General features: G+C 62.3%; 14 protein-coding genes and 1 pseudogene. 12 read left to right on the forward strand and 3 right to left on the reverse strand.

The genetic code is table 11. The features are described from left to right. Positions 1-636: 636 nt before the first annotated feature. Both NFW30_RS14250 and NFW30_RS14255 read right to left on the reverse strand, forming a co-directional pair. On the reverse strand, positions 637-1,053 hold the full coding sequence (locus NFW30_RS14250) for a hypothetical protein (protein ID WP_295355955.1): 417 nt from the start codon (positions 1,051-1,053) through the stop codon (positions 637-639). Beyond that, positions 1,044-1,904: a hypothetical protein gene (locus tag NFW30_RS14255; RefSeq protein WP_295355956.1), complete on the reverse strand. Its 861-nt coding sequence runs from the start codon at positions 1,902-1,904 to the stop codon at positions 1,044-1,046. Before NFW30_RS14255 ends, NFW30_RS14250 begins: the two co-directional genes overlap by 10 nt. 1,179 nt (positions 1,905-3,083) lie before the next feature. On the opposite strand from NFW30_RS14255, the gene NFW30_RS14260 reads away from it, so the two are divergent. From NFW30_RS14260 to NFW30_RS14300, 9 genes are all read left to right on the forward strand, one after another. Beyond that, positions 3,084-3,287, forward strand: coding sequence for a hypothetical protein (locus NFW30_RS14260; RefSeq protein ID WP_295355957.1), 204 nt, complete (start codon positions 3,084-3,086; stop codon positions 3,285-3,287). Between the two features lie 122 nt (positions 3,288-3,409). After that, positions 3,410-3,685, forward strand: coding sequence for a hypothetical protein (locus NFW30_RS14265; RefSeq protein ID WP_295355958.1), 276 nt, complete (start codon positions 3,410-3,412; stop codon positions 3,683-3,685). Beyond that, positions 3,682-4,170 (forward strand): PIN domain-containing protein, encoded by a 489-nt coding sequence (locus tag NFW30_RS14270; protein ID WP_295355959.1) that lies wholly within the window; start codon positions 3,682-3,684, stop codon positions 4,168-4,170. The genes NFW30_RS14265 and NFW30_RS14270 overlap by 4 nt, the downstream gene beginning before the upstream one ends. 221 nt (positions 4,171-4,391) lie before the next feature. Further along, entirely contained in the window at positions 4,392-4,796 is a 405-nt protein-coding gene (locus NFW30_RS14275; RefSeq protein ID WP_295355960.1) for a type II toxin-antitoxin system VapC family toxin, read from the forward strand. Then, the gene (locus tag NFW30_RS14280; protein WP_295355961.1) at positions 4,793-5,038 is read left to right on the forward strand and encodes an antitoxin; all 246 of its coding nucleotides are present in this window, start codon (positions 4,793-4,795) and stop codon (positions 5,036-5,038) included. The genes NFW30_RS14275 and NFW30_RS14280 overlap by 4 nt, the downstream gene beginning before the upstream one ends. Before the next feature lie 41 nt (positions 5,039-5,079). Continuing rightward, a complete protein-coding gene (locus NFW30_RS14285) occupies positions 5,080-5,475 on the forward strand; it encodes a TA system VapC family ribonuclease toxin (RefSeq protein WP_295355962.1) in 396 nt (131 codons plus the stop codon). A 618-nt stretch (positions 5,476-6,093) separates the two neighbouring features. Continuing rightward, positions 6,094-6,474 carry a hypothetical protein gene (locus NFW30_RS14290; protein ID WP_295355963.1) on the forward strand — a complete coding sequence of 127 codons (381 nt, stop codon included), beginning with the start codon at positions 6,094-6,096 and terminating at the stop codon, positions 6,472-6,474. Between the two features lie 94 nt (positions 6,475-6,568). Next, positions 6,569-7,837: a TIGR02270 family protein gene (locus NFW30_RS14295; RefSeq protein WP_295355964.1), complete on the forward strand. Its 1,269-nt coding sequence runs from the start codon at positions 6,569-6,571 to the stop codon at positions 7,835-7,837. Beyond that, positions 7,838-8,005, forward strand: coding sequence for a hypothetical protein (locus tag NFW30_RS14300; protein WP_295355965.1), 168 nt, complete (start codon positions 7,838-7,840; stop codon positions 8,003-8,005). A gap of 87 nt (positions 8,006-8,092) precedes the next feature. On the opposite strand, the pseudogene NFW30_RS14305 reads toward NFW30_RS14300, so the two are convergent. Further along, positions 8,093-8,408 (reverse strand): annotated as a pseudogene (locus NFW30_RS14305) (transposase); the annotation flags it as partial. A gap of 248 nt (positions 8,409-8,656) precedes the next feature. Between NFW30_RS14305 and NFW30_RS14310 the strand changes: the two are divergent. The 3 genes from NFW30_RS14310 (at position 8,657) to NFW30_RS14320 (ending at position 11,679) form a co-directional block, all read left to right on the forward strand. Next, entirely contained in the window at positions 8,657-8,845 is a 189-nt protein-coding gene (locus tag NFW30_RS14310) for a hypothetical protein (RefSeq protein ID WP_295355966.1), read from the forward strand. 286 nt (positions 8,846-9,131) lie between these two features. Continuing rightward, positions 9,132-9,404 (forward strand): hypothetical protein, encoded by a 273-nt coding sequence (locus NFW30_RS14315; RefSeq protein WP_295355967.1) that lies wholly within the window; start codon positions 9,132-9,134, stop codon positions 9,402-9,404. Between the two features lie 25 nt (positions 9,405-9,429). Further along, positions 9,430-11,679: an FHA domain-containing protein gene (locus NFW30_RS14320; RefSeq protein ID WP_295355968.1), complete on the forward strand. Its 2,250-nt coding sequence runs from the start codon at positions 9,430-9,432 to the stop codon at positions 11,677-11,679. The last annotated feature ends 510 nt before the right edge of the window (positions 11,680-12,189 follow it).

Consider the following 12,189-nt stretch of genomic DNA (forward strand, 5'->3'; position numbering starts at 1 on the left):
TCCGTTCGCGGGATGAGCGAGCGCCTCAGCCCTCTGGGAGAGGAAGACGTAACAGGGGAAATCGTCGGGCGTCCGAAGTCTTCCGTCGCAGAGGGGGTGGTCCTCCGATTGCCAATGCGAGAGCTTCCCGAGGTTGCGCCGGGCGAGGTGGTTGGGCTGGGTATAATTGGCGGGAGCGTTTGTATCTGCATCGGGAAAGTGCCCGCGGATCTACACGGCGAGTCTGCCAAGGACTGGTTGTCCAGCATGAAATGCGGATGAACGGAGAGGGCTAACGCGAGATTCTTTGGGGCGTCATCCTTGCGCACGACCTAGGCGTCTTCGCCGAAGCTGACGTCGAGCATCCAGTGGAGTCCATTCTCCACGCCGCAGCGGCGTCGCACGGTCCAGGACCGAGGCAGATGGCATCGGCGGTCAAGAAGCGCACAAATCTGGCGCCGCCAATAGATCGGGCACGAAAACTGGCTGCTTGGCGCTTGGTGAAGGGCGGCCGGCAGCCCGCCGCAGGCGGAGCGAAAACTTGATGCGGGTGGGACGGGCGGATACGCTGGGGCATGGCTGCAAACGCGTCACATCATCACCGCGCTTGCAGCCATGCTGACGCGCACTTTTTCACCGCCGGATTTCCGCCGTTTCTCATCGTTGACAACCGCTTTCTCGAAATTCACGCGGCTGCCGACCCTGCTCGGCTCCTGATACTGGATAAATCGTCACCGATTCACCAGGGTTGGCGGCAATCAGGCGCAACATCCATTCGGCGTGAGGCAGCGAACCCGGCAAAAATCGCTCTATCGCTTCACCGGCCTCCTCCCAGCCGGGCGACTCCTCGTTGATGTCCAGCACCCGATCGCTGGAGTCGAGGATCGCCAAGCAAAGAAAATCACCGACGTAGGTATCGCGTTTGTAGGCGTCCAGCCGGCGCATTTCGCTCCACGCCATCGTTTCGCCGCCGATCCGCAGGCCGTCGGCGTTGACCGAAACCGCGGTGGGCGCGGCGCGCCTCGGCCGAACCTTGGCGGCCAACCGTTCGAGATAGCGCGAGATTACTCCCATCGGAACGTTGTCACGAAGTCGTAGACTACTTCCCCTGTGGCCTTGCCCGCCTCGCGCCCCATCCAGCCTACGCCAAGTCCGCCCAGAATGCCACCGACGACGCACAGGGTCCCCTCAGCTACTTCGCCGACAACCGGCAGCACCAAGGTCGGCGACCCCAGGGCTGCCAAGGTGACACAACCCGCCCAAGCACCTCCTGCGCCACCTGCCACACCAAGGCCCAAGCCCGTGTATTCGCGCGCCGCCATGCGGCCGCGTTGTTCCGAAGGTGCCTTCATCACAACGATGGTCGTTATTGTGATGTCCAGCGCGAGTAGCGCTGGTCCCGCCACGCGGAACACCATACTCAACCGGTTGACGGAAGCGCGCGACTTGCCAACGCTTTTCAGCACGGCCTCGATGCTGCCCTTCTTCGTCAGCAACTCACCCGGCTGCGGCAGTCTGGCCGTCGGCTTCAGGATCTCGGAATACTGCTTGCCAAACGGACTCAGAGGCTTCCTGAACTCTTGGACCAGCTTGTTGCGGGCCTTCACCAGTTCGTCGAACTCCTGCTTGGTGATGTTTCCGCGCCTGAGAAGTTCGTTGGCCTGCGCCTGTAGTACTTTGTCAGCGCGATCGTAGGCCATCCGCCAGTACGAGTCCCAGGCCATCGGTGTGGTCATGTTGGTGGCGATCTGGACGGTTTCCCGCAATGCGGGGCTGAGAAACACCTGTTGTGTTAGCGGCGACGGTGGATTGTCTTGGCACGAGTTCATGCCATGAGTCGTCGGTGGGCGATTTCTGGTCAAAGCCAGAGTCCCGGGATCGAGCCAATCCTCACCCACTTCATTACTGCACAGCGGTCCGGGCATATCGTTCTCCTTGGTCAGGTGGAAAGATGTCGAGGAAGAAGCAGCTGGCAGTGCGACGATGAAACCGGACGCGGCAAGCGAAGCAGTGGGAGCGCGACGGTCGCGACAAAAACTCCTGCCATGTGAAGACAAGGTCTTGCGCCAAAACGGAACACGTCGCGGAGCATCCAGGATCTGGTGAAGGTCCTGGGCTTGCTGCTCGAGCTTCGGCCTGTGGCCATGTCCATCAGGTTCGTGTCTGACGTTGGGTCAACCAGCGTCAACCAGCGGGACGAGATCGCCATCATCAGCATCATCGCCCACACAGGACGGAGCCGAACACGCAAGCGTTGAGTACGCGATGAGATGCCACGACACGCCGAACGGCATCGTGGGGGAAAGCAAGGCAAAGGCATCGGAAGGCTTCACTGAAACACCCGCGTTGGAGGTTTGGGAGAAGCAAGGCGTATGATATACGCAATACGCGCTGCCAAGTCCATGCCTATCTTTTGATGATCGACCACGTTTGCCTATTGGCGACTGCGGTTGATGTGCAGGGCGCTTCCCTTCTGCTGCTCCACACAGGTACCCGTGCGCACTGACCTCGTGCAGACCACGGTTTCCCATCACAGTGAAGCTACCGCGCTGCGCCACGTTCCGCGTCCACATGCCCCAACACGCCCGGATCGTCGCCGCCGGCTACCCGATGCACATGATTCTACGCGGTATCAATCGGGCGGCGATCTTCTTCGCCGACCCCGACCGGTACCTGTTCTTGGCCACGTTGGCCGAACTGGCCATCGCCGAGTCGGTCGGTGTCCACGCTTACGTCCTGATGACCAACCCTCCACCCGCTGATGACTCCCGGCACCGACTCCGACGTGTCGCGCCTGATGAAGGGGCTTGGCCAGAGGTACGTCTAGAGATCAGAAGGTCACCAAGGTCACGGGGTCACGGGGTCACAAGTCACGCAAGTCACGGGATCAGGTCTTGCCTTGTGCCCAGCCGCCTCGAAGATAAGAAATCCAACGGCATCGGCGACAGTGTATGAGCCTTCATCAAGCAGCGTCAATGTTGAACTTGGACCCGGGAGCCCCTGAAAAGTCATCCGAATCCCGCACCGCTCAGTGCCTGTGGTCATCCGCACAACTGGTCAGGCCAGGCGGATGACCACAGACACGAGCCCTCCCACGACATGCGATGACAGCTCGTCTTGCCGCTGGCCAAACCCGGGAACAATGCTTCGCCGCGTGCGCTGGCGACCGCGACGCGGCGCTGCTGCGCGGCTATCGCGAACAGGGGAAGACGATGACCGCGCTGGCGCAGGCCGTGGGGTTGCCGGTGCCGCGGGTTGGCCGGGTGATCGCGGCACTCGAGTCACCTGGGCCAGCCGCGCGGAGCTGAACGCGTTCGAGAGCCAAAAGGGGTCTTGCCGGTGCTCAGTTGCCTTGCCCCCTCGAATCGCCTATGCTCTCGATGCGGCACATAACCCGTGCTACACTGATTACGTGCAAATGAGGTCAAACATGTCGAACATCACCCTGGTAATTGACGATGCTCTGCTGAAAGAAGCCCGCATCAAGGCGCTCAAGCATGACACCAGCGTCAATGAAATCTGCCGTCGTGCGATCGAACAGTACGTGGGTCGCGGCGAAGACGATGCCGAGCGCCGCGTGGCGCGCTTGCGCGCGGGGTTTGCGCGCGCGCTGCCCAGGACGGCCGATGCGGCGCCCGCTTGGCAAGGGCGCTCGGAGCTCTATGGAGAGCGGATGCAGGAGCTTGATAAGCGCCGTCGCCAATGAGGGCGTTCTTCGACACCAATGTCGTCGTCTACGCCTATGACAGCATTGCCGGTTCGAAGCGGCAACGCGCGATCGCGTTGATCGAGGAGCATGTTCGGGCCGCTTCGATGGTGCTGAGCACGCAGGTACTGGTCGAGGCCTACAACGCGCTCCTGCGTGCGGCCTTGCTCGAAAAGGAGACCGCGCTCGCGGTTGTCGAGGCCTTGGCGGAAGAGCGCGTGGTGGCCACCGACGCCGCGTTGGTGGTGCGCGCCATTCGCCTGGCGCAGCGTCATCAACTGTCCCACTGGGATGGCCTGATCGTGCAAGCCGCGGTCGACGCGGGATGCTCGGTGCTGTTCAGCGAAGACCTGCAGGCGGGCGCGCGCTTCGGCGATGTGGACGTTGTGAATCCGTTTGCGGACACCATACGTCAGCCTGAAGCAACGCACGCTGCGGGCAAGCGCAAGCTAGCGGCGCCGGTTCGCAAGACGTCTCGCAAGTGACCAGCGGAATAACGGAATAGGGGACAAGCGGAATAGCGGAATAGCGGAAGAGTACGGAGGAATGGGGGGAGGAATGGGGGGACAGACCACGGTTTCTTGTTGCACTGCCAACTGACCCTTCCTCGACCTCTTTCCCCACGCCTCGCCGCGCTCGCGTCTCTGACCGTGCTTACCGTGAAAGAACGCCGTCCTGAAGGCGAGCGAATCTCTGGCACCTGGTGGTGGTAGTGGTCGTCGAGACCGGAATGGTCATTCGTGGTCGGCGCGGGCAGCGGGCAGTGATCCTGATGGACGACTTGCTGCGGCTGTCGATGTTCGAGCAGGTCGCGCCCGGGCAGCCCGAGGCGGATGCTGCCTACGCGGCGCTTGTGGCGTGCGGCAAAGGAAATGGCCACCCGGCGGGGTTGGACTTCGGCGATGTGTTCAGCTATGCGCTGGCCAGGATCCAGGGTCTGCCACTGCTCCACAAGGGTGCCGACTTCGCGCAGACCGACATCGCGAGTAGGTTTTCGGTCCAGTTGAGCGGCCGCCAGTACCCCGGTGGGCGAAATGGGGTCTTGCCATTTGCCATCTTCAAATGCAAACAGTTGACATCAATGCATCATGATGCAAACATTGCGCCATGAGAACGACCATTGATCTGCCGGCTGATCTCCATGACGCGGTCACGTCGATCGCTTCGCACGCGCGCAAGAGCATGAACCAGACGGTGGCTGAACTGATCCGCCGTGGATTGGCGCATCCGCCCCTGGCGGCCGACGTGGCGGGAAGCTCCGGGCTGCGCATCGACCAGAGCACCGGCTTGCCAGTGATCCGATCACCCCGGCCGGTGACCGCCGAAGACGTTCGTGCCCTCGAGGACGAGTGATGCCCGGGCCATCCGCTTCAACCCGAAAGGCGGCTGACTCGGTGCATCTGCTCGACGGCAATGTGCTCTACGCCCTGATCGACCAGGCACATGTGCATCATGCGCCGGCGCGGCAATGGTTCTCGAGCTTGTCGGGCGGGTTCGCCACATGCCCCGTCACGCAGGGGACGCTGGTGCGGCTGGTGATGCGCCTCGGTGGCCACGGTGTCGAGCAGGCTCTGGCCGTGCTCGGCGTGGTGACGGCGCATGCAAAGCACCACTTCTGGCCCGACATGTTGCCCTACGACAAGGTGCGATGGCACGGCGTCATGGGCCACCGGCAAGTGACCGACGCCTACCTCGCCGGCTTGGCCCGGCAGCATGGGGGCAAGCTCGTCAGCTTCGACAAAGGGTTGGTCGCCCTGCACCCGGACGTTGGGGTCGCGGTGGAAGCCTAGATGTCACCCATGTCCCGCCCCGTGCGTCCGCATCGATTCGTGCGGCGCCGTTTTTTGGAAATAGGACTGGAACAACTGGAACAACAGGGGCCTGGGTCGAGTTTGTGAGCAATTGGGGCTTGCTGAGTTATGGGACAGCCGACGATACTCCCTCCAATGGACACTTGGTCTTGGTTGGCGAGCGGAAAACACCCGAAGTGCCCGCTGCGAAGCTTTCCATGGAGCGAAGAAAAAGCAGGAGCACCAATGCTGATGCATCAGCCGGTTCAGGTCTTTTCTCTCTTCTCTCCGCAACGAATGGGAGAGACCTTGCGTTCTGCTACATTGGGGTCACAGGCCCTGGGGGCCAGGTCCTGCAAAGAGGCAACCATACTCAAACGTTCCATGGGGCGCTGCGAGACAAGGCTGCTCAGTGTCCATGAGCCGCTCCTTTCATGTCCCCATCGGCGCGTGGCCTGGACATTGGCCCGAAGTAGCAGTCGTTTTTCTGACTGATTCCCTTGACTACTTTTTGACGTTTCTCCATAGACGAAAATCGCTTGATTCTTGGCATAGGGAGGTATCGTGAGACTCTTGGACCGACAATCCGCTGCGGTATTCTTGCGAATGCAAGGCGTGATGCCCGAAACAGAGGTAGAAAAGGTCTTGAGTGGATTTGATTTCACCAAGCCAGTCTATGAACACGCTTTCTTCCCGGGAGATAAACTCTATCAGCTTGTTCGACTCCCCTCATTTGATTTGCCGAACCCTGTCGCGGGCAACTGGTTTGGGCTGGCGGGTTTGACAACCGGCAAGGTGGCGATAAACGATGGAAGCGCTGGCCGTCGTGCTGGCCAGTTCGAGGTTCTGGTGCAATTCTCGGCACTCGAAGGAACCGCCAGGGAGTTTACCGTTGACCTGCGGATCGGGATCGGTGGCCCGGGTGGTGGCACACAGATCTTCGTGCCGCGAACGCTGCTCGGCCGAGTCCGATCAGTTGGTCCCGTTGACCGTTGGTAGGTGCGCGATGTCACGCCGGACAACGGGCGCCAGTCTGGCGGTGACGCTGCCGGCGCCGGTGCTCGGTGGAAGTGTCTGACGACAGGACCCAGACATGCCGACTCTCGCCCGACCGCCGATAGCTGTTGTCGTCCAGCAGCACGCCGAGGAGGCGGCGATCCTTCGCAGCGTACGTTCGCTTCTGGTCAGGGCGCCGCACGTCAGGCTGCTCCAGTTGCGCCGCCTCGATGACCGGATTGCCGCCCACCTCGACGGTCTGGCGGTGGCGGCCGAGTTCGGGACGAGGCTTTGCCAGGCGGCGCTCGAAACGCCTGGTGTCGGCGAGGTGTTCGCGGCGGGAGTGCGGGCAATCGAGGACCAGGATACGGACCGGCTGGCCCGGCTGTTCGCGTTTGCGCAGGCGCTGCCGGAGGGCGAGAGGGGTCTGGTCTCCGCATTTGGCTGGGTATCGGCGTCGCTGCTGCAGGGAACGATCAAGGCGCTGCTCCTGGCAGACGATCCGTTTCGCCGCCGGGTCGCCATCGCCGCCTGCGTCATGCACCGGGTTGACCCGGGCTCGGCGCTGGCTGTGGCGATCGCTGACGCCGATCCGTCGCTGCGGGCCCGGGCCATGCGGGCGGCCGGCGAATGCGGACGGCGTGACCTTCTTCCGGTAGCGCTGAAGGCACTCGCCGACGAGGATGCCGGTTGCCGCTTCTGGGCCACCGCCTCGACCGTCCTTCTGGGCCACCGTGCGGACGCCTCGCGAGCACTGGCTGAACAGGCCCGCATAGCCAGTCCATATCGCGACCCAGCTCTGCGGCTGTTCCTGATGTTCTCCGATCCGCCGGCCGGTCACGCGCTGCTGCAGTCGCTGGCCAGGGACGCGGCGCAGAACATGCGCCTGCTGCTGCACGGCACGGGAATCGTCGGTGATCCCCAGTACGTACCCTGGCTGATCAAGCAGATGGAGGTGCCGGAGCTGGCGCGCCTGGCTGGCGAGTCGTTCAGCTTGATCAGCGGTGTCGACCTCTCGTATCTCGAGCTCGATCGCGCGTCGCCGGAGGGCGTGGACTTCGGTCCCAACGACGATCCGGACGACGAAAACGTAGCCATGGACCCGGACGACAGCCTGCCCTGGCCCGATGTCAAAAAGGTGCACGCATGGTGGCGGGCGAATCAGCAGCACTTCCAGCCGGGTCAGCGTTACTTCATGGGCGAACCGCTGAGTGTCGACCACTGCGGGCACGTACTGCGTGAGGGCTACCAGCGGCAACGCGTCCTTGCGGCGCTGTACCTGTCAGGGTTGCAGCCGGGCTCGCGACTGTTTCCTACCAGCGCGCCAGCCTGGCGTCAGCAGCGCTGGTTGGCCAGGAGCGATTGAATGTTCGATCCAGTGAATCTTTTTCCGTTCATCTCGCTGGCTTTCCTGCTTGCCAGTGCGCTTCGCTTCGCGCGCAACGGCCGGCGCTGGGAGGTTTCGATCCGCATCTGGCTGACGATGGCGGCGATATTCGCCATCGTCGCGGTCTGGATCCGATTTCTTCGGTGATAGAGCCGGCGTGCAGATCAGGCCGTACGGGAATGAGCCAGGAAGCCAGCCGTACTGTAGACGAGCATCTCGTAATCATTCCCTCCCCTACACATTTGCCGGGATGGCGGGGAACGTGGGGAGCTGCAAGCCTTTGCGAGCGGCGGCGATGACGGTGCCGAGGTACTGCCAGGCGGATGCTCCGCGATGGCGACAGGTTTCGATGAGGCTGGCGAGGACAGCGAAGGCGCGGGATCCCTCTTCAGAGCGTGTGCCGTGGCTGATGGTGCGCGAAATCACCCAGTGCCGAAGCGCCAGTTCCGCGGCGTTGTTGGAAAGCGGCAGGTGGGGCTCGGCGGGGCTCGGCGACGGGACGTAGGATTACGTCCCAGTCGTACAGGAATTCGCGCACGACGCTACGCAGCACCGAGTGGGGCGGGGTTCCTGCATCGCCCGGATGGTTTGGTGGAGCCAGGTGGAAGGACACTGAAACGCCTGAGTATGGTCGGATTTCGGCCTGAAAGCAGTAGCAGTGTGGTACCTGGAATTGTGTCGCCGCCGGACATCAGGAACGCTGCGCCTGCCGAAGCGGGAACGTCGGTGACGCGTCCGGCAGCGAGGGGCGCGCTCGGTCCGCCTAATTCCGGCCTCGTCGCTGTCGGCAACAGCTACATGCTGAAGAGTCTTGGCAAGCCGCGTGAATCCTTTGACAGCAATTGTCAGCCCGTGACCAACGAAAGACTGAAGAAGCACATGAAGACGGCGTCAGCGGGCCCGTTCAAGGTGACTGGCCTGGCACCGGCGGTGGACAGTCTGAGCAAGATCATGACCGATATCGCCGGTCATCTCTTGCCAATTTGACGGTGGCAGCAGCAGGGCGCTATGCTTGCGATGAGCCGAGCCGCTTCACCAGTCAGGACCAGTCATGGTGACGGTATCGGCAGATCTGGATACTGGCGCTGCCGAGGGAGTTCGCCCGCAGCCACCGGTGCGCGCCCGGATTCGGTCGTACAAGTTCCGGAGAGATTGTCCAGGGCCGCTCACGACAAGAGTGGCGAACGTGCGAAGACTGCGTCTCTGCGTGCGGCGACTCAGGGCTGCAAACAAACGGGCCGATCCCGAGCGCTCGACTGGCAGGTTCTCGGGAATGGCCGAGGCAGAGTCATCCGGGCTCACGAGCGAATCGGCCAGCGTGACGATGAGGATGTTTCGGTTCATGGATCGCGCCAGCGAGATGGCGGCGGCGGCCAGCGAGCTGGTGGCCGGGAAGCAAGGTGACGGGTCGCCAGTCTGGATCGCGGCTCGTACGTCATCACCGGGGTCGATCGCCTTCGCTGCAAGCCTGAAGACGATGGCTGCGCGCGAGTCATTCGTGAAATCACCGGCAGCGGGTGCTTTGGACAATGGGGAGGTCGAATGACCGGTTTTCACCGATGCAGCCGGCGATGGACGACAACCGGATTAATGCCAGACCGGTTGGCTTCGTAGTGGAGCCGCTGGTGTCAAGCGGCATGCTAGCAGCTGATGCCAACGCGTTGAGCGTCGCTCTACTCGACGCCCGGGGTGACGTACTCGCCACGTACGTCTTCCGGCAATCGTTCACGGCAGGTCGCGCTTCCGACAACATGATCGTTGTCGACGATGATGCCGTGAGTCGCCATCATCTTGAGGTCTACCCGATCGATTGCCATTGGCGAATTCGCAACCTGAGCAGCGCAAATGGCGTCTTCATCGACGGCCGGCGCATCGACAATGACGAAGAGCTCACCCTTCCTGCCGTCGTCTCATTGGGAGGCGGCGGTGCATGGCTCAGCATGACTGGACGGTCAATGGCCGGAGATCTCATCCCGGAAAACCGGGCGGGATCGACTGCCGCCAGCGCGCCGACAGGCTGTCCAGACTCGAAGTCTCCAACATGGCACCGGTTGATGCCTCCTGAGCCAGTTGCCGCTCCCAGGGCGGAAGCGACGAGCCTGGCTCATGCGGGTGGTCGGCGGAGCGGTGATGGCTCTGACGAACCGCTCCGCGGATCGCTGGACGAGAACGGTGGCGCGCCGCTCACGGAGGCCCTGGTCGTCACCGTACTCGCGCCTGATGGCAGGCAGGCGGCGGTGTTCAGGCTCGGCGAGAGCTTCAGTGTCGGCCGCGGGTCGGACAACACGATCGTTCTGGATGACTCCGGGGTGAGCCGCCGTCATCTGGAGGTCAGGAAGTGTGGTGCCAACTGGCAGATCATCGACTTGGGAAGCGCCAATGGCGTGTATCTCAACGATGCACCGATCGAGGCCGCCGCGGAGCTCCCGTTTCCGGCGATGGTATTGGTCGGCCGCAGCGGAATTTCTCTCCAGATCACGAAGACATCGCCGCGACCGGCGGACGCGGAAGTGGCCGTGTCGGATCTGTCCTCCGCCGTCTCTGGGGCAGACCGTGCCCGAGCCGGGCGCGAGCAGGTGCAGAGTCGTGCGCCGGAGGATATCAAGGCGCGTCTCCTTGACGACGATGAAGCGGAGGATGCCGGTGAATACACCAGGATCGTGCGCCGGATCATCCGGGAAGATCGCGTCATCCGCAAGAAAAGCTACCGCAAGGTCATCTGGGCCTTGGGCCTCCTTTTCGGCCTGTCGGTCTGCATGGCCGCCTATCAGCAGATCGCACTCGCCAACACGCGCCGGCTTGCTCTGGAAATGTTCCATGATATCAAGACTTTGGAGGTCAGTCTGGGGCAGGCGGAAATTGGCCTTGAAGAGAGTGCCGATACGCTGGCGCAGACCATGGAAGCAATCAGCAGCGAGCGTCTGCGCATAGCGGATGACAAACTCAGGGCCGAGCGAGAGAAGATCGCTGCAGAAAGGAAACGCATGCTGCAGGAGCGGGAAAAGCTCGCGACCATGAAGAGCAAGTACAAGCAGTACGTCGAGGAGGCCAATGCCCTGCGCCTGCGCTTCCCGGTCAAGCGTTACGAAGAGGACCTCATTGCCAGAGTTGCCAGCGAGTTGGGCGAGAGCGAACTGGAACTGCCCGACGAATTCGTCTCTGAAGTGAGAAAGTACATCAAGTACTGGCAGGGCTCCTCCCGCATGCAGAAGGCGATCGACAACATGGAACAGAACAACTATCTGCCCGTAGTCGCCGGCGCGCTGAAGAAACAGGGCTTGCCGTTGTACTTCATCTATCTCCCGCTGCAGGAGAGCAACTACGATACCCAGAGCATCGGACCGCAGACCCGCTTTGGAATTGCCAAGGGCGCTTGGCAGTTGCTGCCGGCAACAGCTAGCGAATACGGCGTGGCGACGGGACCTCTGGCGGACGTTCCGGCTTACGACGACCAGGATGCCCGCTTCGACTTCCGGCAGGCAACCCAGGCGGGCGTGAAATATCTCAAGCGGATCTACAGTCGCGAGGCGCAGGCGTCGGGCTTGCTGGTGATGGCAAGCTACAACTATGGGGACACCCGTGTCCGGAAGATGATCCGTGAGATGCCGGAAGATCCGCGCGAAAGAAACTTCTGGAAGCTCACCAAGCAGTATCAGTTGCCCAAGGAGACCCACGACTATGTCTTCTATATCCTTTCCGCCGCCGTCATCGGCGAGGATCCGAAGTACTTCGGGTTCAAGTTCAGTCCACCGCTCTTCATGATTGCAGCAGAGGGCAAGGAGGAGAGCAGCGCCGTTCGGCCGAAGGGCGGCCGCCAGTAATCCCACTTTGACGGATTGCCTTTCGTTCGTGTCCTTTCGGCAACCCTGCGTGAAATCGCTGCCAGAGTCTGGTAGCGTTGGGGGCTCGTCCATGCCGATCCGGAGCCCTGCCGATGCCCTCATCCGTCTCACGTCCATGCCGCACTGCGGACGCCGGAGGTGGTCCAGGCGGTGTGCGACCGCGTTGCCGGGCACGTACCGAAGGTCAGCGAACCAGAGGTGGTGCTGGCGCTGCGTCAGCTCGGCGGTGTGTGGGAGCAGCTCTTTCCGGTGGAACGTCAGCGCATCGTCCGCTTGCTGGTCCTCAATGCGCTCGCCCGGGCTCACCACTGGCAGCGATTGCTCGACGAGGGCCGGATGAGCAGCGGAGTGGAGATTGCGGGGTTTACTCCGTTTTGTGTGGAACGAGGGCCATCTGGGCGAACGGCGGGGTGGGCAAGTGAGTGAGTTTTCCAGCAACGAGGTAGGCCATGGAGATGAAGTTTTCGACGCGGCGGTAGCCGCGAGCAC

It is taken from the genome of Accumulibacter sp. (assembly GCF_023806635.1).
GTDB lineage: Bacteria > Pseudomonadota > Gammaproteobacteria > Burkholderiales > Rhodocyclaceae > Accumulibacter.

What these genes read in the sequence shown, in the direction of transcription:
- NFW30_RS14250 (WP_295355955.1), bottom strand. Translation starts at nt 1,053, where the DNA reads ATGGGAGTAATCTCGCGCTATCTCGAACGGTTGGCCGCCAAGGTTCGG.
- NFW30_RS14255 (WP_295355956.1), bottom strand. Translation starts at nt 1,904, where the DNA reads ATGCCCGGACCGCTGTGCAGTAATGAAGTGGGTGAGGATTGGCTCGAT.
- NFW30_RS14260 (WP_295355957.1), top strand. Translation starts at nt 3,084, where the DNA reads ATGACAGCTCGTCTTGCCGCTGGCCAAACCCGGGAACAATGCTTCGCC.
- NFW30_RS14265 (WP_295355958.1), top strand. Translation starts at nt 3,410, where the DNA reads ATGTCGAACATCACCCTGGTAATTGACGATGCTCTGCTGAAAGAAGCC.
- NFW30_RS14270 (WP_295355959.1), top strand. Translation starts at nt 3,682, where the DNA reads ATGAGGGCGTTCTTCGACACCAATGTCGTCGTCTACGCCTATGACAGC.
- NFW30_RS14280 (WP_295355961.1), top strand. Translation starts at nt 4,793, where the DNA reads ATGAGAACGACCATTGATCTGCCGGCTGATCTCCATGACGCGGTCACG.
- NFW30_RS14290 (WP_295355963.1), top strand. Translation starts at nt 6,094, where the DNA reads ATGCCCGAAACAGAGGTAGAAAAGGTCTTGAGTGGATTTGATTTCACC.
- NFW30_RS14295 (WP_295355964.1), top strand. Translation starts at nt 6,569, where the DNA reads ATGCCGACTCTCGCCCGACCGCCGATAGCTGTTGTCGTCCAGCAGCAC.
- NFW30_RS14300 (WP_295355965.1), top strand. Translation starts at nt 7,838, where the DNA reads ATGTTCGATCCAGTGAATCTTTTTCCGTTCATCTCGCTGGCTTTCCTG.
- NFW30_RS14310 (WP_295355966.1), top strand. Translation starts at nt 8,657, where the DNA reads ATGCTGAAGAGTCTTGGCAAGCCGCGTGAATCCTTTGACAGCAATTGT.
- NFW30_RS14315 (WP_295355967.1), top strand. Translation starts at nt 9,132, where the DNA reads ATGGCCGAGGCAGAGTCATCCGGGCTCACGAGCGAATCGGCCAGCGTG.
- NFW30_RS14320 (WP_295355968.1), top strand. Translation starts at nt 9,430, where the DNA reads ATGGACGACAACCGGATTAATGCCAGACCGGTTGGCTTCGTAGTGGAG.